Genomic DNA, 17,797 nt, shown 5'->3' with positions numbered 1-17,797 from the left:
TCCGTGCACCAAGGCACAGTTTCAGACAAAATGATCTAGAACTGAAAGTCATTTTTCTGAAGCTCTCGGAGCTCGATATCAACGAGCACGATTTTAGATCCGTCAGTCGCTGTAATAAGAAGATCGTCACCGATATCGTCGATGTGATTGTTCTTCAAATCCTTGAAGCCTGTGATTCCTTCTGCATCCGAGAGATCGATGACATCGCCATTCACGCCTCTGCCTGAAAAGTCTGTAATTGTATCCTTCCCATATCTTGCACCGAATATGAACAGGTCACTGCCGCGTCCGCCGGTGAGGATGTCGTTGCCTTTTCCGCCATCGAGTTCATTGTCATCCTTGTCGCCCGTGAGCTTGTCGGCGAAGTTCGACCCGAGAAGGTTTTCTATGCTTATATAGCTGTCTCCGTCGGCGTCTCCTGTATTCTTGCCCGGACGAGAAAGATTAACGGTGACTCCGGTTTTTGCGAGAGCGTAGGATGCGGTATCTGCGCCGTTGCCGCCGTCGAGTTCGTCGGCTCCGCCCAATCCCTCAAGAATGTCGTTGCCCCTGAGGCCCCGGAGAATGTCGTCACCGGATGTACCCTTCAAGCGATCATTCTTGGCCGTACCGACGATGGCCTCCTCGACGTCGAGCACCTTGATGGTGAAGTCCTTGTCGAAAGACAGGCCGCCCGAGTCGGTGACCCGCACCGTGATCGAGTAGGACTTCTTTGTTTCGAAATCGAGGGACTTCCCGTCGGCCAAGATGATTTTATCCTCGACGAGGGCGAACATGTTCTGTGCGCCGCCAACAATGCTGAAGCTCAATGTGTCTCCGTCGTCCGGATCGACCCCTTCAACGTTCCGACGAGGTCCCCACCTTCGGCGTCCTCGGCAATCTTGCCGCCGGTGAGCGTGATGTTGGTGGGAGACGCGTTCGGAGATGCGATGTCGATGTCGAACGTATCTGTCGCAGACGCGGAGCCGTCAGACGCCGTCACCATGACGGAAACCGTCCCAACATCGTCTTCGTCAGGTGTTCCGCTGAACACCCCGGTTTCAGTGTCGAAACTCAACCAGTCCGGCAGTTCCGAACCGTCCGGCAATGTCGCCGTATAGGTGAGCGCGTCGCCGTCCACATCGACAAAAGCGTCGCCGGGCAGGGAGAAGCTCCAGGCAACTCCCGCTGTCGTCGCCTGGTCTTCAATCGCGGTGAAAACGACAGGGAGATCGTTTTCCGGCGTTACGCTCAGCATGAATGTTGTGGAGATGGAGGATGAACCGTCGGAGGCGGTCACGACGAGACTAATCTCGCCGTTGAAATCGGCCGGGGGCGCGCCGGTGAAAGTTCCGTCCTCGAAGGAGAGCCAATCCGGCAAGGCGCCGCCGCCTTCCAGCGAAGCGGTAAGGGCGAGCGCGGCGCTATCGACGTCGGCAAACGTGTCCGCCGGCACCATGAAGCTCCAGGAACCGTCTTCTACGACCGATTGGCCCGAAATTGTATTGGCCACGACGGGCGCATCATCGACTGCGGCGATCACGATATTGCGGCTGCCGTTAACTGTGCCGCCGAAGCCATCGGAGACGGTGTAGGTCAGAACGAGTTCGCCGTTGAAGTTGGCGGCTGCCTTGATCGTGAATGTTCCGTCATCATTGTCGAGGATGTCCGCGCCGGTGGACGCGACTAGATCGGTGACAAAGAGGCCGTCGCCATCAGCGTCGGCGAATCCCGCCAGCAGATCCGCAGCGGCGACGAGGTAATCCTGATCCTCGACGCCAGCGGCGAGAGCGGCCGTCGCCGCCCCGGTCGGCGCGTTGTTCGCGACAATATTGAACGTAAACACGTTCGGCGTTTCATCCGTGTCCTTTCCGCCAAAGGCAGTTCCGCCGTCATCGACAACGGCGAAACTGAACCCCACGTCGTCTCCCACCGCAAGCCCCGGAGGCGCCGACCACATAAGCCCGGAAATATCGCCAACCGCTACGACCTGGTTTTCCGTCACCTCTACCCCGTTGAGCAGCAATGCGCCGACCGACGGCAAGCCGACGATTTTCAGCCCCTGGAAGGCGTTGCCATTAGCGTCGGCAAAGGCGAAGTCCTCGCTGGAGAAGTGATAGACTTCGCTTGCCCTGATGTCGATGCTCGTATCGGAAGAGGACGGAGCGTCATTGTTGTGAGTGATGGTCACAAGGCCAGTTGTTGTAACTCCCTCGTCGTCGCGAACCACGTAACTCAGGCTGTCCGAATAGAAACCGGAGCCTGCATGGGTGTAGACGATCTTGCCATCGACAATGGTGGCGGTCCCCTGTGTCGGGTCTGCGCCGATCGATTCCAGCGTCACGGTTCCGGTGTCGGGATCATAGTCGTTGGCCAGAACATCGATCACGACAGGCCCGGCGCCATCAGCGAGATCGACGACGTCCTGAGCTGCGACGGGAGCGATGGCCACAGCTCCATTCACTACGTCGAAGCGCCAGATGCCGACCGAGCCGGTGTTGCCGGCATTGTCGTCGAGCCCCAACATCTGGTCTTCGATCCGAGACTGGGGCAGTTCAACATAATGCACCCCGTCACCGGCAGAATAGCCGGCGCTGGCGATGGCGCCGCTGTGGCCGTCGACGCCCCCGCTCGCGTCGCCCGTGGTCCAGTTGACGTCTTCATAACGGAATACGACCGAGAAATTGCCGTCGCCAGTGTCGATCAACTGCATTTGGAAGGCGTTGAGACTGTCGGTGTTGTTAGAATAATAGCCGACATCATCCCAGGTGATGGTCACGACGCCTGCGGCGGCGTCCAGATCATACCAGACGAGATTGGAACCGGTGCTGGTCCCTCCCTCCGTGGGCGTAACGCTGCCGCTTCTCGTATCCACATCCGAGAAGAAGGCGGCGATGATGGGAATGGATGAGCCTGCGATGCCGAAGGGCGTAAAGGTGGACAGGCCGCCATTGAAGGTGATGTTGCCGTTGTTGTTGATATAGATGCTGTCGAAACGTGTTCCGAAGAAATTGATGCCGTCTTGGAACACCGAGGTAATATCAACGGCGGAAGACGAGCCGTCGTCATTGCGCGTCAGCGCGTTTTCGCCGAAGCCGGAGTCGCCCCCAGGCCGTTCACCAGCGCCGCCTGCCCCGTCGAAGGCAGTTCGTCCACATCGCCGATGGAAATATCGAACGTCTTTTCGGTGACATTGCCTAACGCATCCGTCGCCGCCACCACGACTGCGAGCGACGATGTCAGTTCGTAGTCGATCGCCCCGGCGACCCGCAATTCATTGCCGACGATGGTGAAGCGTCCGCCAGCGTCGTCCGCCAGAGAATAGGTGATGGCGTCGCCTTCGTGGTCGCTGGCCGCGATCAGCCCAACCACCGTGCCAATGGCGGCGTTTTCATCGACAGCATTGGCGCTCAGCGTGAGATCTTCAGGCGGCGAGTTGATGTCTTCGACGGAAATTTCGAAGGATTCGAATGCGGACAGTCCGGTCGGATCGGTCGCTTTTATGATGATAGAGATAGGAGGAGCGCTGGACGGATCGAGATCGATGTCTTCCTTGATGCGCAATTCGTTGCCAACGATCTCGAAAATGCTGGCGGAATCGCCCTCCAGCGTAAATGTCAACGGATCGCCGTCGGCGTCATAGGCCGAAAGCAATCCGACCACGGTCCCGGCGCGCGCATCGGCGTCAAGCACCGTACCGCTGAGCTGAAGATCTTCGGGGGCGCTGGCGCTGCCCTCAGTTTCGTCGGAGAATTTCAGGATCTCGACGCCAGTGAGTTGATCGGTCCCGTCATAACCCTCGCCACGAAGATCGACGATCGTCGTGCTCCCGTCCGCATTCTCGGTGATCTGATAGTCAGCGCGCGTTCCCGAGAAGATCGCAGTGTCGATGCCCAGGCCGCCATCGATCTTGTCGTTGCCTTTGCCGCCGGTGATTTCGTCATTGCCGCCGCCGCCGGCCAAGGTGTCATCCCCCTCGTCGCCGTCGAGATTGTTGTCGATGACGGTTCCGGTGATCTGATCGCCGAAGCGGGTGCCGACGACATTTTCGATGGTCGACACACCCGTCACGAAGCCGACCGATGACTGGATGACATCCACGATATTGGAGCTGTCGGAGTTCAGGGTCACCACAGCGCCGAAGCCCGCATCCTCAACCATTTGCTGATAGACGGCTTCGGAACCATCGGTCACAGCATAGATTGGCGTGATGCCCGCGGCCCGCAGCGCATCGGCCAGTTGGCTGAACCCGGGATAATCTTCTCCCGTCGACGGGGGTGTTCCGTCGAGAACCGTGTCGCCGTCATTGGGTGTGCTGATGCCCTCGCTCGCGCCGTCGCCAGCCACGTGAGGCGGCGCGTCGGTGAGGATGACTGCGATTTTCACGCCGTCCGCCGTCCAGCCGATCTCCGAAGTTCGCAGAGCGATCTGCAGCGCCGCTTCGAGTTGCGATTCCGGACCATCCGCGCCTCCGCCCAGGGTGAGCGCATTATAGGCCTGCAGGAAGTCGATGATATCAGACGTCAGCGCCAGGTTCGTCGCATAGGCGTAATCGGTTCCCTCGTCACCGAACGACCCGATGGGCTTGTCCATGAAGGAGGTCAAGCCGAAGGTCGCGGAGGGATCGAACGCCCTGATCGCATCGATGATCTGGGGCACGAGATCGAGAACCATCGGCAGATCGTCCGCGAAGGAGCCGGTGAGATCCTGCGAGAAGACGACCTGCAAGGGGCCACCCGTCGCGCCGCCGACACTGCCGCCGACCAATGTCACCATCTTTCCGTTGACGGTTCCGCCGGTTGACAGGTCGATGATCGCGGGACCTACGGCGCCGGACAGGTCCAGCGTGTCCTCGCCGGACGAATCGGTGATCTCCGCCGTTCCATCCACATAAACATAGGTGTCGTCGCCAGAGCCGCCATCCAAATCATCGTCGCCGGCCGACTGGACCAGCGTGTCATTGCCGGAGCCGCCAAACACGGTGTCATTGCCTGCCGCGCCATCCAGACTGTCGTTGCCGCCTTCTCCGTAGATCAGGTCATTGCCGCCGCGCCCGTCAATCGTGTCGTCCGCAGCCGAACCATAGACCGTATCGTCGCCCTCGGTCGTGATTCCGGCATGCTGGGGAAGGTTCCAGACGGTTCCGTCCTCAAACCGCAATTCCTCCACCTGGTTGGACAGGGCATCGACATAGTCCTCGATGATGATAGCATCGTCACTGCCGATCTTGATCACCAGATCGCCATCCGATTGCGAGATCGCAACATCATCCTCCGTGATGCCGTATCCGAGCACGATCGCATCGGTGTCGAGGTTGACACCGGAGCTTTCCGCGCCGGCATCGGTTTCCGATATTGTGTCGACTCCATCGCCCCATTCGAAGTAGTAAGTGTCCGATCCATGGCCGCCCTGCAGGTCGTCATCGCTTTCGCCGCCGCGAATGGAGTCGGTGCCATCGCCGCCGCTCAAGGCATCGTCGCCCAAGCCGCCGTCGAGCCTGTCAGCGCCCGCGCCGCCCGAAAGCGCGTCCGCGCCGTCATCTCCATACAACATCTGTCGTCGCCCGATCCGCCGGTGATCGTGTCGTCGCCATAATTTCCGTAGATCGTCCAGCCGGTGTCGGCGACGGAGATATCCACCAGGTCATTGCCCGAAGAACCTTCAACATATCCTTCCAGGCCGCTTTCAATCGCGCCGATTGCGAAAGACCCTTCGGAGCTCAAGGTAATTTCGGCGCTGTCATATCCATCCGCGCCCATCAGCGTCTGCGCGCCGTCGAAAAAGTCGGCGTCGGCGGTGACGTAACCGACCTTCACGATTTCGACATCGATCGTGGATCCGTCCGCGATCGAGCCTCTAACAAATGCGGTGTCCACGCCGTCGCCGCCCAGAAGGGTGACGGTGGAATGGTCTCCCCAGACATCGAAGAGATCATCGCCCGCGCCCCCATCTGCATAGATCGATTGTCCGCTGTCCCAAGCGTCGCCGGTAATCGTATCGTTGCCCTCGCCGCCGAAGGCTGTGTCGCTTGCACCCGTTGTATAGTCCCGACCGACATCGATCTGGTCGTCGCCGTCGCCGCCAGAGATCACGTCGCTGCCGTCGCCGCCCGAGAGACTGTCGTCGCCCGACCCACCGGTGATCGTGTCCTCGCCACTGCCTCCGTAAATTGTCCAGCTCGCGTCTGCAGCCGATACATCGATCGTGTCCACGCCCGCTGAACCGCTGACATATCCGGTCAGCCCGCTTTCGATTGCACCGATTTCGAAGGAACCCTCGGAACTCAGATAAATGTCAGCAGTATCATAGCCATCTGCGCCCATCAGCGTCTGTGCGCCGTCAAACAAGTCGGCGTCGGCAGTGATATAACCAATCTTGACAATCTCGACATCGATTGTGGAGGCGGCCGAAAATGAACCGTAGAGAACAGCCGTGTCCACGCCGTCGCCGCCCACAAGCGTGACGGTGGAATCGTCTCCCGAAACATCCAGCAGGTCGTCGCCGGCACCTCCATCGAGATACATGGAATGCTCAGGATCCCAGGCGTATCCGGTGATCGTATCGTTGCCCTCTCCCCCGAAGGCCGTGTCTCGCGTAGTCTGCAGAGCGTTGGAACCAATATAAATCTGATCGTTTCCGCCGCCGCCGGAGATTACGTCGCTGCCGTCGCCGCCCGAGAGACTATCATCGCCAGATCCGCCGGTGATCGTATCGTCGCCACCATATCCATAGACAGTCCAGCTGGCGTCGGCGGCGGAAACATCGATCGTGTCCGAGCCGGAAGAACCAGAGACTTGTCCGGTCAGCCCGCTTTCGATCGCCCCCATTGCGAAAGAGCCAGCGGAACTCAGGTCGATATTGGCGCTGTCATGTCCATCCGCGCCGACCAGCGTCTGCGCGCCATCGAAAAAGTCGGCGGCGGCGGTGACGTAACCGACCCTCAGGATTTCGACATCGAGTGACGAGGCGGCCGAGAATGAACCGTCGAGAACAGCCGTGTCCACACCGTCGCCGCCCAGAAGCGTAACGGTGGAAACGTATCCCGAAACATCCAGCAGGTCATCGCCCGCCCCCATCCGCATAGATCGCTTGCCCGCTGTCCCAAGCGTCTGCGGTGATCGTGTCGTTGCCCCCGCCTCCGAAGGCTGTGTCGTTTGCCACTCCTGAATAGCCCCACCCCATATCGATCTGATCGTCGCCGTCGCCGCCAGAGATCACGTCGCTGCCGTCGCCGCCTGTGAGACTGTCATCGCCCGATCCGCCGGTGATCGTGTCGTCGCCGTCATTTCCGTAGATGGTCCAACTGGCGTCGGCGGCGGACACATCGATCCCATCCGCGCCGGAAGAACCGCTTACATATCCTGACAAGCCGCTCTCGATCGCGCCGATCTCAAACGACCCTTCGGCGCTGAGGTAAATGTTGGCGCTGTCATATCCATCCGCGCCGACAAGCGTCTGCGCGCCGTCGAGGAAGTCGGCGTCGACGGTGACGGAACCGACTTTCACGATCTCGACATCCAGCGACGAGGCGGCTGAAAACGAGCCGCTGGCAATGAACATATCTACACCATCGCCGCCCGTGACGGTGATGGTGGAATTCGTTCCTGTTATATCGATCGTGTCATCATCCGAGCCACCGTCGATCGAAACGGATTGGCCTTCATAGTTCACGTATCCGCTGAACGTATCTGCTCCGCCGCCGCCGAAGGCGATGTCGACGGTACCGTCAGTGTAATTGCTACCGATATCGATCTGGTCGTCGCCGTCGCCGCCATCAATCACGTCGCTACCATCGTCACCCGACAGAACATCGGCGCCAGATCCGCCGGTGATCGTGTCGTCGCCGCCATTGCCGTAGATAGTCCAACTGGCGTCGGCGGCGGACAAATCGATCCCTTCCGCGCCGGAAGAACCGTAGACCTCTCCGGCTAGGCCGCTTTCAATCGCGCCGAATTCAAGAGATCCTTCGGAATTCAGGGCAATGTAGGCGCTGCTGTACCCATCCGCGCCGACCAGCGTCTGCGCGCCGTCGAAGAAGTCGGCGTCGACGGTAACGGAACCGACTTTCACGATCTCGACATCCAGCGACGAGGCGGCTGAAAACGAGCCGCTTGCAACGAAACTATCGACGCCGTCGCCGCCCGTCACGGTGACAGTGGAATTTGTTCCCGCAATATCGATCGTGTCATCGCCCGAGCCGCCATCGATGGACACCGATTGGTCCTCATAGAAAATTGATCCGCCGATCGTATCTGCTCCGCCGCCGCCGAAGGCAATGTCGACGGTCCCATCGGTGTAATTGCCGCCGATATCGATCTGGTCGTCGCCGTCGCCGCCAAAAACCACGTCGCTGCCATCGTCGCCCGACAGAACATCGGCGCCAGATCCGCCAGTAATTGTGTCGTTGCCGTCACCGCCATAGAGAGTCACGGAAGAGCCGGCGAAAGCACCGCCATCCAAGCCGCTTGAAATAATGTCGTCACCGGCGTCGGCATATATATTGTCGTAAACATAATAGACTGTATCGTTCGGATCTGAGCTATCAACAACAACCTTTGCTTCAAGGATTTCTGATGAATTATCACCATACTTAGCTTGTCCGGTGAGAATGGTCATTTTTTGTTCCCCCACTGATATTAAACAGGCGCTGAGATGAGCGCGCTGGCGTCCTGATCCGAGTGTCTTTTCGAAGCGAAGCAGAGTTTTGTATTCGTTTCACCCCCATTTGGGGGAGATTTACGATTTATTTATAGAAATATTCCACGATGACATGTTATTGTAGCGTGACAATAGCCGATTATACGCTCCCTTAATGCCAGCGAACTACCTTGCTAGCATTAACTTTGTTGCTGTCTCAATGCTGGATAACTCGATTACCTCCACATTGGTGACCGGCAGGGCGGTCAGGTGCTCCTGGCAGAATTTCCCTCTTTTTAGGTTGGCTTTGGTCGAGTGATGGCCCTTTCGGGGCGGCCAGCGTAATGCGTGGCGCGGCGGACCCATGGAGGACGTATTGCAGCATGTCGTCGGCAACATTGGCCATGCTGATCTTAACCCTGGCCCTTCTAACCCCGATCGTCCGGATGAAGAGCTTCATCTTGTCCTTCTGTCAGGCAAAGACATGTGACAAGTCGGACCGCATCTTTGATCCTCGTCCATTGGCCTTCGACATCGCTTTGGGCATCGGCCAAGCGCTTCGGATTCTTGTAGCGGAGATCCGACGTCAGGCCTTTATGATCCAGCCATTCCTCGTTGGCCTTTGAGCGATAGGCGCTGTCGGCCCTGACGATCGAGGCCGTGTGTCTTCCTCTTTGACTGCAATAAATAGTTGTATGCAGCCTTAGGGAGCGGCACGCTTCACCTTTGATCAGTGAATGATGCCGTGCGCCCGTTCGATACCGGCATGGTTATTGTTCCCAAACATCCGAATAGCGATGGTAACAATTTCCATGGTGTCAAAAGAGAATGCAGACGCGACGATTGTCATCCGCCGCGCCCGTGCTCCCGCTTGCGCCATGCAGCGGGTGATGTTCCCACCGAGCGCTTGAATTCGCGGCTGAAGTGATAGACGTCGCAGAAGCCGCATATATGGGCGATCTGGCCGATTGACATGGTGCTGTCCGCAATCAGCGTCTGGGCCTTGGTCAACCGCTCGCGCAGCAGCCATTGATGCGGGCTGATTCTGAGATGCTTTCTGAACAGCCGGCGGATCTGAGACGGGCTGACCCGCATCAGGCTCGACATTGCGATGCTGTCCCAGCTTTGCCCGAGATCCGAGCGCATGGCCAGCAATGCCTGGTCGAGCTGTTGCGGCAGTCTGCCTTGCTCGTCACCGCGAATGGCGAGGTCGACCAGCGTCAGGAATTCGGCCACCATCTGGTTGAGCCGCAGGTCGAGCCCCGCGCCACCGCCGCGCATCAGCAGAAACAGTCGATCGAACCAGGCCGGAAGCTGCAATTCTTCGGGTATTCGCACCAGGGGTTCGGCTTCGCCGAAGATTTTCTCGCGCAGCGCTGTGAGACTGGGTCCATCGAAGCGAAACCAGAGCAATGTCCATGGATCGTCAGGATCGGCGTGGTGGGCATGCGGCGCCTCGTTGGCGATCCAGACAAGTTCCCCCGCCCGTATGGACAGCCTTCGCCCCAGCGTCTCCACCACGCCGGCCCCTTTCATGCAGAACAGAACATCTTGGCCAACGTGATGGTCGCGCACGATTCTGTAGTCCGCCGCTGCGGAAACCTTGCCTGAGCGTATAATCCTGTGGGCCGCAGCCGCCCACCCGGGCTGCGGAAAATAGTGCAGGCTTTCGAGAAACGAGACTTTGGCGTTCATGAGCGGATTATACAAAAAACGAGTGCCATTTGTCCATTTGACTTTTGTCAGCTTCCTCTATCGTCGGATCAAAGACGTCGCCCGCACGGTCTGGCCGGCCCCCGCAGCGGTAGGCGTCTTTGAAAAGCCGTCCGGAGGATGGCGGCGAGAGTCGAATGGAGATCGAGATGCTGACGATGAATGATGCAGAAGCGGCTGCCTATGCTCGCGACGGATACATCATCCGCAAGGGCCTGCTGAATATCGAAGAAGTCGATACGTTCCGGGAGCGCGCACGCGCGCAGCTCGAAGCCGAGAACAAGGCCGGCGCCGTGATGGCGAAAGGCGACAAGGAAGGGAAGACCACCCTCCTGAAAATGTGGAACACCGCCGAAGAGGACCAGTATGGCTACCTCGCCCGCGACGAGCGCCTCGTCGATCTCGCGGAGGATGCGATCGGCAAGCCGATCTATCTCTACAGCCACAAGATGACGATGAAGCAGCCCAACGAGGGCGGCGCCTGGGAATGGCACCAGGATTTCGGCTACTGGTACAATTACGGCTGCCTGGCGCCTGAAATGATGAGCATCTATGTCGCGCTCGACAAGGCGACGAAGGAAAACGGATGTCTTCAGGTGCTCAAGGGCACGCATAAGCTCGGTCGCCTCAATCACATTCGTGAGAACGATCAGACGAATGTCGAGCAGGAGCATCTCGAGGCCGCATTGAAGCGCTACGAGCATATCTATGTCGAAATGGAAGCCGGCGACGCACTCATCTTCGACGGAAACCTGCTGCATCGCTCGGACGCCAACCGGTCCGACACCTACCGATGGGGCTATATCAGCTCCTACAACGCGGTCGAGAATGCACCCTTCAAGCGCGTTCGCGACTACGGCAACTACGAGGCGCTTGAAAAGGTTGCGGCCGGTAGCTTCATGACCATCGCCGACAAGGCCGCCTGAGATTTAAGGCCGAAGAATTGCCGGCGGCGGAATGTGAGGAGCGCAACCGCCGCCGGTCTCGCCGCCTGAAATGGGTGACATGGAATGAGGATTTGACCGGTCGCGCGAGCCCGGTTATGGGAGGAGACGCAATGGCCGAAACGGTCAGGGCTGGCGCCGCGGCGCCGAACATGGACAGATTGGGCCTCGGACGCCTGTTGCGGGCCCGCGAAGCGGGCGTATTTATCGCACTCGTTGTGCTCTGTCTTTTCCTGTCCTTAGCCACGGACGGGTTCCTCACATCGATCAACCTTCTCAATGTCGGCCGGCAGATATCTCTGCTCGGCATCATGGCCGTTGGGATGACGTTCGTGCTGATCTCGGGCGAGGTGGATCTCTCGGTCGGCTCGATCTACGCCTTCTCGGGCCTCGTCGCCGGTATGACGATCCTTGCCGGCTGGGGGCTGCTGCCCGCTTTGGCCGCCGGCGTTGCCGCAGGCGGCGTGATCGGTCTCTTCAACGGATTGCTCTCGACCTATGGCCGGCTACCCTCATTGATCGCCACGCTCGGCATGCTCAGCATGGTGCGTGGCGCCGCGTTGATCATGACCAATGGTCAGCCGGTCACCGTCAACCTGCGCAACGGCGCCGATCCGGGCGTGCTGAGCGCCTTTACCGGGATGGGCCAAGGCTACCTGTTTGGCGCCATCCCCATGCAGCTGGTCTTCTTCGTGATCATCGCGCTAATTGCCTGGTTCATCCTGTCCTACACCAATTTCGGCTTCCGCATCTTTGCGGTCGGCGGCAGCGCCAAGGCGGCGCGCGTCTCGGGCATTTCGGTCAGTTCGGTGAAAATCTGGGCTTTCGTGCTGATGGGCGTGCTCGCCGCGATTGCCGGCATTCTAGGCCTGGCCTTCCTACCGTCCAGCCAGGCCGGCCGCACCGGCATCGGGCTTGAACTCGACGTCATCGCGGCGACCATCGTAGGCGGCGCATCGCTGTCGGGCGGCGAGGGCACGATCCTCGGAACCATTCTGGGCGTGCTCATCATCGGCGTCATGCGTAACGGATTGGTGCTGATGGGCGTGTCGCCCTTCGTACAGGAACTGATGATCGGCTTGGTCATCCTTATCGCGGTCGGAATAGACAAATGGACATCGCGCAAGACCGCTTGAGGAGAGCGGTGCGATATCCAGGGAACTGACATCAACTGGGAGGAAACAGACTATGAAACTAAGAAATTTACTGATTGCCGCGGCAATAGCAGTGCTGCCGATGTCGGCTCATGCAGAGCAGAAGCTGGCCGACTTCAAGCTCGCTGATCGCATAAAGGCCAAGCTCGATGCCGGTCAGAAGCTCGACATTTATGTGTCGTTCCACGATGTCTCCAACGAATTTGCGCCCTTCATCAAGGCGGGCGTCGAGCGCGGCGGCAAGGAGCTCGACGTCAACGCGAATTTTGTCGGCCCGGTCGGCTCCGACGCCGATGGCCAGATCAGCGAGATCGAAACATTGATGGGCAAGATGGATGGTCTGGCGATCTCGTCGGTGTCGACGGATGCGCTGGCGCCGGTCATCGACCGCGTTCTCGCCGCCGGCATTCCCGTCGTGACCTACAATACCGACAATCCGGATTCCAAGCGCCTCGCCTTCGCCGGCCAGGATCTGGTCCAATCCGGCGTCGAGGCCGGCAAGCTGATGGGCAAGGTGCTCGACGGCAAGGGCAAGGTCATGATCACCACGATCGACGCTGCCGCCCAGTGGTCGCTGGATCGCGAGAAGGGCGCCCGTGAAGGCCTCAAGGAATTCCCCGGCATCGAGGTCGTTTCCACGCTGAACACCGGCACCGATCCTCAGAAGATCTATTCCTCGATCGAAAACGCCATGCTGGGCGATCCGTCGATCACCGGCATCCTGTCGCTGGAATGCTGCTCCACTCCCGCTGCCGGCGAGTGGGCGGCGCGAAACGGCCAGACCGGAAAGCTGAAGATCGTCGGTTTCGACCTGCTCGACCAGACGGTGGATCTCGTCAGCAACGGCAACATCCAGGCCACGATCGACCAAGCGCCCGAAAAGCAGGGCTTCGCCGCCGTCGACCTGCTGGTAAAATTCCTGCGCGGAGCCCCGATCGACAATCTCGATACCGGTGTCGGCGTCTATACGCAGGAAAACATCGCCGAAATCGCCAAGAAGTAACCTCCCCAGCGCATATGACCGCCGGCGCGCAGCGCCGGCGGTCCATCATGGACAGGTGGTGCACATGCAGACCAATAGTTCAGACATCGTCGAAATCGTTGGGGTGACCAAGCGGTTTCCCGGCGTCGTCGCGCTCAACGACGTGTCGCTTTCATTTCGCCGGGGCGAAGTTCATGCCGTGATCGGTGAGAACGGCGCGGGCAAGTCGACGCTGATGAATATTCTCGCCGGCGACCTCAATCCGACCGAGGGCGAGGTGAGGGTCAATGGCAAACCGGTGCGCTTCCGCACCGCCATCGACAGCCGCGCCGCAGGCATCGTCGTCGTCTACCAGGAACTGGCGCTTTGTCCGACGATGAGCGTCGCCGAGAACATCATGATGTCGACGGTGGCCGAAAACTCGGTCGTCTCGCTGGTGCCGCGCTCCGAGATGCGCCGTCAAGCTCGCCAGGCGCTGTCGCGGCTGGGAATGACCAATGTCGATCCGGACACCAAGGTATCCCGCCTGTCGATCGCCGAAAAGCAACTGGTCGAGATCGCAGGCGCGATCCGCCAGAATGCCCGCGTGCTGGTGCTGGATGAACCCAATTCTGCGCTCTCCAAGCGCGAGAGCGCGAGCGGCTGTTCGAAATCGTCAAACAGTTGCGCGCCGACGGCGTCACCGTCATTTATGTCTCCCACCATCTCAAGGAAGTGCTCGCGATTGCGGACCGTATTACTGTCATGCGCGACGGCCGCAGGATCGAGACCATCGACAATGTCGATCTCGACGAAGAGCGGCTGATCCGTGGCATGGTCGGCCGCAATCTCGGCGCCGCGCGTCCCTGGGCGCTGGATGCGCCGGAGCCGTCGGGCGATGTGCTACTTGATGTCCAAAACCTCACCGCGGCGGGCTTGGACGATGTCAGTTTTTCCGTGCGCGCTGGCGAAATCCTTGGTATCGGCGGCCTGCCTGATTCCGGCAAGGACGGGCTTGGCGAGGCGCTGTTCGGACTGGTCATGCGCCAGGGGCTTGTGGTCGTCGAAGGCAAGGAAATCCGGCCGCACGATCCGGTCGGCGCGATCCGCAACGGCATGTCCTTCGTGCCCGCCGATCGACGCGGCGCGAGCGGCCTGCTGACGATGAGCGTGGCCGACAATGTCGTCTCCGCTTCGCTGCCGCGCTTTTCGCTGGCCGGCGTGCTCCGGCGCGGCGCAATCCGCCGGGAGGCTCGCGCCCAGGTGGCGCGGCTTGATGCGCGTATATCGCATCTCGCCCAGAAACTCGGCACGCTGTCGGGCGGTAACCAGCAGAAGATCATTCTCGGCCGCAGCCTGATCACCAATCCGCGCGTGCTGGTTCTGCACGAGCCGACCCGCGGCATCGACGTCGGCGCCAAGGCGGAGATCTACCAGATCCTTCGCAGTATCGCCCAGGAAGGTGTCGCCGTCATCCTGATTTCCTCCGAGATTCCCGAACTCATCATGAATGCCTCGCGCGTGTTGGTGATGCGCGGCGGTCGGATTTCAGGCGAACTCGCCGGATCCGATATTGACGAACAGAAAATATTGGCTCGGGCCATGACGTCATGACTGGAGAGACAATGAAGAAACCCGAAGTGACCGTCGTCGGCTCATTCGCTGTGGGCCTGACTATGCGCGCGCCCAAGCTGCCGATTTTTGGCGAAACCATGCTGGGAACAGATTTCGATATGGGACCGGGTGGAAAGGGCTCCAACCAGTCCGTCGCCACGGCGCGGCTCGGTGCGAGTTCGGCATTGATCGGCCTTATCGGCGCCGACAAGCTGGCCTCGATCGCCACCGATCTTTACGCCGCCGAGGGTGTCGATGCCGGACTTGTCAAGGTGCGGGAAGAGCGCGCCACCGGCGTCGGCTTCATCATCCTCAACGACAAGGGCGAAAATTTCATCATTCTCGACATGGGCGCCAACGAGTTGATGGACGCCGACGCCGTCGATGCCGGAGAAGCGCGGATCAAAGCCAGCGACGTCGTCATGACCGTGCTGGAAATCCCGACCGTGGCCGCCGCCCGCGCTATGGAGCTCGGGCGCAAACATGGCGCCAAGACCATCCTCAACCCCGCCCCCGCCCGTGCGCTGCCAGACGACATCTTCGCCAATGTCGATTACCTGACCCCCAACGAGAGCGAATTGCGCATCCTGCTCGGCCTGCCGGCGGACGATCCGCGCTCGTCCCGCGAGCTCGCCGGGGAGTTGCGCCGCCGCGGCGTGCGCAATGTTGTCGTCACCCTCGGTCGCACCGGCGCGCTTGTTTTGACCGACGAACTCGACATCATGGTGCCGGCCGCTGCCGTCGAGGTCGTGGATACGACGGGCGCCGGTGATGCCTTTAATTCGGGCTTTGCCGTTGCGCTGGCCGAGGGCAGGGACATTGTCGACGCCGTGCGCTTCGGCGTGGTCTGCGGCGGGCTGGCCTGCACGAAGCTCGGCGTCATTCCCGGCCTGCCGCAGCGCGAGCAGGCCGACGCACTCTTCGAAAAAGCCAAGTCAACGATATGGAAGGACGACAAGTGAACCGCAACAAGCTGCTCAACGCCGAACTCTCCCACGCCATCGCCTCGATGGGCCATGGCGACCTGATGATCGTCTGCGACGCGGGCTTTCCGATCCCGTCCAATGCTTGGCGCATCGATCTGGCGCTTTCGCCCGACGTGCCGGATCTCGAAACCGTGCTCACGCCGATCGCCGCGAATTTCATCGCCGAGAAGGTTTCCTATGCCGAGGAAGTGCCGAGTTACAACAAGCCGCTGATGGACAAGATCAAGCGTCTGTTCCCGGATGCGGAATTCGAACCCATCCAGCATGCGAAAATCCTCAGCGAGATGGCGGCCAAGGCCAAGGTCATCGTCCGCACGGGAGCCTTCGATCCCTGGGGCAACATTCTTCTCTATTCCGGCGTCGACGTGCCGATGTTCTTCAACCGAGAAGGCGTTATCGCGCCCGACTACTACGCCAAGAAGCTCTGATGCCGCGTATTTTCGATTTCGGCGGCCGCGATGTGCACCGGAGCCAGACGGTTGCCGGGCTGAAGGCCCTCAAGGGTTTAGGCCGGCAGGCGGCGCAGGTTACGGCGGAAACCGCCGACGAAGCCGCCGCCGCCGAAGCCGCGGGAATCGAAATGGTGGTTTGCCGCGCGGCAAGCGTGCCGCGCGTGCGGGAAGGCTCCAAGGCGGTGTTCGTCACCGCGGCCCTGGGCTTCGCCGATGCGATCACCTCGGAGGAGATCCTGCGCACCGCTTTCGACGCCATTCTCAAGGGCGCCGACGCTGTGCTCTGCAGCCGCGGCTACGAGACGGTCCGGATGCTCGCGGACGAGCAGGTTCCGGTCATGGGTCATCTCGGCTTCGTGCCGCGTAAATCGACCTGGGTCGGCGGTGTGCGCTCGGTCGGCAAGACGGCCGAGGAGGCGCTCGATCTCTGGGATCGCTTCCGACGTCTGGAGGATGCCGGCGCCTTTGCCGTGGAATGCGAGATCATCGCGGCGCCGGCCATGGCCGAAATCTACAAGCGGACCAATCTCGTGACCGTGTCTCTCGGCTCCGGGGCGGATGCCGACGTTCAGTTTCTCTTCACCTCGGACATATGCGGCGAGTCCGGCCGCCTGCCGCGTCATGCCAGAGCCTGGGGTAATCTGGCGCGATTGCACGATCAGGTTCGGAAGGAGCGCGTCGAAGCGCTCACGGCTTATCGCGCTGCGGTCGCCGAACGCACTTTTCCTGTAGCAAACGAGTTTAGTGCGATGAGTGATGTTGAGCTCGAACGGCTGAAGTCCGCGCTAGATGTATAGTTTGCCACTCCAAGCCGGGTAGCGCCGCCAGTCAGGCTGTGCTGACGCTTGGATCGGAATCCGATAATGTTGCATCATATCCTGCGGCGGCGAAATAGTTGTGGCATCAGGTTGGCGTGAAGAGTTTGAGGAGGCGACCGATTGCGTTCCAGAAGCCGCCGATGGAGCGTTCAGCGGCCCTACGCAACATCGCCTCGAGTTTCGAGAAGGCGTCTTCGTTCGGGTTGAAATCCGGGCTGTAGGGCGGCAGGTATTCGAGCCTTGCGCCGGTGTAATTAAGTACGGAACTCTGATCGCCTTCGGCGCGGAAGAATGACCCCAAATGTTGCAGACTAAATGCGGGGTGACCTTGTGTTTCTATGGAGAGCCTCGTGTTTAATGGCAAAGAATCCGCACGTACTCTGCGCCTGCGCTGTTCCATAAATCGCCTTATCAGGATTGGCTTCTCCAGCTCGACGATCCGTTCTTCACAGCGCCGGTCTACGCCTTCCCTGGTCCAGGGCGATAAGGGCGAGCACAAGCTGATCTGGTTACGTTGACCAGCACCACGGCGCTCCGCT

At 60.1% G+C, this 17,797-nt stretch carries 16 protein-coding genes; 9 read left to right on the top strand and 7 right to left on the bottom strand.

Translation table 11 applies throughout. The features are described from left to right. Window positions 1–35: 35 nt before the first annotated feature. Genes H2O14_RS25925 through H2O14_RS25905 form a run of 5 tightly spaced genes read right to left on the bottom strand, consistent with a single transcriptional unit; the run spans window position 36 to window position 8,595 of the window. On the bottom strand, window positions 36–809 hold the full coding sequence (locus H2O14_RS25925) for a hypothetical protein (protein WP_182830201.1): 774 nt from the start codon (window positions 807–809) through the stop codon (window positions 36–38). Then, window positions 806–3,010: a tandem-95 repeat protein gene (locus H2O14_RS25920; RefSeq protein ID WP_182830200.1), complete on the bottom strand. Its 2,205-nt coding sequence runs from the start codon at window positions 3,008–3,010 to the stop codon at window positions 806–808. Before H2O14_RS25920 ends, H2O14_RS25925 begins: the two co-directional genes overlap by 4 nt. Window positions 3,011–3,054: 44 nt before the next feature. Continuing rightward, entirely contained in the window at window positions 3,055–5,532 is a 2,478-nt protein-coding gene (locus H2O14_RS28690; RefSeq protein WP_182830199.1) for a calcium-binding protein, read from the bottom strand. Beyond that, window positions 5,445–7,055: a calcium-binding protein gene (locus H2O14_RS25910; protein ID WP_182830198.1), complete on the bottom strand. Its 1,611-nt coding sequence runs from the start codon at window positions 7,053–7,055 to the stop codon at window positions 5,445–5,447. The genes H2O14_RS28690 and H2O14_RS25910 overlap by 88 nt, the downstream gene beginning before the upstream one ends. Then, window positions 7,039–8,595, bottom strand: a complete 1,557-nt coding sequence (locus tag H2O14_RS25905; RefSeq protein WP_182830197.1) for a hypothetical protein — start codon at window positions 8,593–8,595, stop codon at window positions 7,039–7,041. The genes H2O14_RS25910 and H2O14_RS25905 overlap by 17 nt, the downstream gene beginning before the upstream one ends. 404 nt (window positions 8,596–8,999) lie before the next feature. Here H2O14_RS25905 and H2O14_RS25900 point away from each other — a divergent pair, with 404 nt between their 5' ends. After that, on the top strand, window positions 9,000–9,242 hold the full coding sequence (locus H2O14_RS25900) for a hypothetical protein (RefSeq protein ID WP_182830196.1): 243 nt from the start codon (window positions 9,000–9,002) through the stop codon (window positions 9,240–9,242). A gap of 220 nt (window positions 9,243–9,462) precedes the next feature. On the opposite strand, the gene H2O14_RS25895 is transcribed toward H2O14_RS25900, so the two are convergent. Then, the gene (locus H2O14_RS25895; RefSeq protein ID WP_312858742.1) at window positions 9,463–10,191 is read right to left on the bottom strand and encodes an AraC family transcriptional regulator; all 729 of its coding nucleotides are present in this window, start codon (window positions 10,189–10,191) and stop codon (window positions 9,463–9,465) included. A 287-nt stretch (window positions 10,192–10,478) separates the two neighbouring features. Here H2O14_RS25895 and H2O14_RS25890 point away from each other — a divergent pair, with 287 nt between their 5' ends. The 8 genes from H2O14_RS25890 to H2O14_RS25860 all read left to right on the top strand — a co-directional run bounded on the left by H2O14_RS25890 (window position 10,479) and on the right by H2O14_RS25860 (window position 17,237). Then, the gene (locus H2O14_RS25890; RefSeq protein ID WP_182830194.1) at window positions 10,479–11,255 is read left to right on the top strand and encodes a phytanoyl-CoA dioxygenase family protein; all 777 of its coding nucleotides are present in this window, start codon (window positions 10,479–10,481) and stop codon (window positions 11,253–11,255) included. A gap of 131 nt (window positions 11,256–11,386) precedes the next feature. Beyond that, window positions 11,387–12,409 carry an ABC transporter permease gene (locus H2O14_RS25885; RefSeq protein ID WP_182830193.1) on the top strand — a complete coding sequence of 341 codons (1,023 nt, stop codon included), beginning with the start codon at window positions 11,387–11,389 and terminating at the stop codon, window positions 12,407–12,409. 100 nt (window positions 12,410–12,509) lie between these two features. Next, entirely contained in the window at window positions 12,510–13,430 is a 921-nt protein-coding gene (locus H2O14_RS25880; RefSeq protein WP_246697849.1) for a sugar ABC transporter substrate-binding protein, read from the top strand. Between the two features lie 64 nt (window positions 13,431–13,494). Then, window positions 13,495–14,214, top strand: coding sequence for an ATP-binding cassette domain-containing protein (locus H2O14_RS28285; protein WP_246697848.1), 720 nt, complete (start codon window positions 13,495–13,497; stop codon window positions 14,212–14,214). Further along, window positions 14,154–15,002: an ATP-binding cassette domain-containing protein gene (locus tag H2O14_RS28280; RefSeq protein WP_246697847.1), complete on the top strand. Its 849-nt coding sequence runs from the start codon at window positions 14,154–14,156 to the stop codon at window positions 15,000–15,002. Before H2O14_RS28285 ends, H2O14_RS28280 begins: the two co-directional genes overlap by 61 nt. Window positions 15,003–15,013: 11 nt before the next feature. Continuing rightward, window positions 15,014–15,964, top strand: a complete 951-nt coding sequence (locus H2O14_RS25870; protein WP_246697846.1) for a ribokinase — start codon at window positions 15,014–15,016, stop codon at window positions 15,962–15,964. Further along, window positions 15,961–16,416, top strand: coding sequence for a D-ribose pyranase (gene rbsD / locus H2O14_RS25865; protein ID WP_182830190.1), 456 nt, complete (start codon window positions 15,961–15,963; stop codon window positions 16,414–16,416). The genes H2O14_RS25870 and rbsD overlap by 4 nt, the downstream gene beginning before the upstream one ends. Further along, on the top strand, window positions 16,416–17,237 hold the full coding sequence (locus H2O14_RS25860) for a 3-methyl-2-oxobutanoate hydroxymethyltransferase (RefSeq protein WP_182830189.1): 822 nt from the start codon (window positions 16,416–16,418) through the stop codon (window positions 17,235–17,237). The genes rbsD and H2O14_RS25860 overlap by 1 nt, the downstream gene beginning before the upstream one ends. Before the next feature lie 106 nt (window positions 17,238–17,343). On the opposite strand, the gene H2O14_RS25855 is transcribed toward H2O14_RS25860, so the two are convergent. After that, on the bottom strand, window positions 17,344–17,757 hold the full coding sequence (locus H2O14_RS25855; protein WP_182830188.1) for a transposase: 414 nt from the start codon (window positions 17,755–17,757) through the stop codon (window positions 17,344–17,346). Between the last annotated feature and the right edge of the window lie 40 nt (window positions 17,758–17,797).

The organism is Rhizobium sp. G21 (genome assembly GCF_014158035.1).
Taxonomy (GTDB): Bacteria; Pseudomonadota; Alphaproteobacteria; order Rhizobiales; family Rhizobiaceae; genus Rhizobium_E.
Note: the sequence above shows the minus strand (reverse complement) of the source record. Positions and strands in the feature narration are given on the sequence as shown.

Coding starts and splice junctions, on each gene's coding strand:
- H2O14_RS25890 (WP_182830194.1), top strand. CDS start 10,479: ATGCTGACGATGAATGATGCAGAAGCGGCTGCCTATGCTCGCGACGGA.
- H2O14_RS25900 (WP_182830196.1), top strand. CDS start 9,000: ATGTCGTCGGCAACATTGGCCATGCTGATCTTAACCCTGGCCCTTCTA.
- H2O14_RS25885 (WP_182830193.1), top strand. CDS start 11,387: ATGGCCGAAACGGTCAGGGCTGGCGCCGCGGCGCCGAACATGGACAGA.
- H2O14_RS25880 (WP_246697849.1), top strand. CDS start 12,510: ATGTCGGCTCATGCAGAGCAGAAGCTGGCCGACTTCAAGCTCGCTGAT.
- H2O14_RS25870 (WP_246697846.1), top strand. CDS start 15,014: ATGAAGAAACCCGAAGTGACCGTCGTCGGCTCATTCGCTGTGGGCCTG.
- H2O14_RS28280 (WP_246697847.1), top strand. CDS start 14,154: ATGCGCGACGGCCGCAGGATCGAGACCATCGACAATGTCGATCTCGAC.
- H2O14_RS28690 (WP_182830199.1), bottom strand. CDS start 5,532: ATGTTGTATGGAGATGACGGCGCGGACGCGCTTTCGGGCGGCGCGGGC.
- H2O14_RS25905 (WP_182830197.1), bottom strand. CDS start 8,595: ATGACCATTCTCACCGGACAAGCTAAGTATGGTGATAATTCATCAGAA.
- H2O14_RS25860 (WP_182830189.1), top strand. CDS start 16,416: ATGCCGCGTATTTTCGATTTCGGCGGCCGCGATGTGCACCGGAGCCAG.
- H2O14_RS28285 (WP_246697848.1), top strand. CDS start 13,495: ATGCAGACCAATAGTTCAGACATCGTCGAAATCGTTGGGGTGACCAAG.
- H2O14_RS25910 (WP_182830198.1), bottom strand. CDS start 7,055: ATGGGGGCGGGCGATGACCTGCTGGATGTTTCGGGATACGTTTCCACC.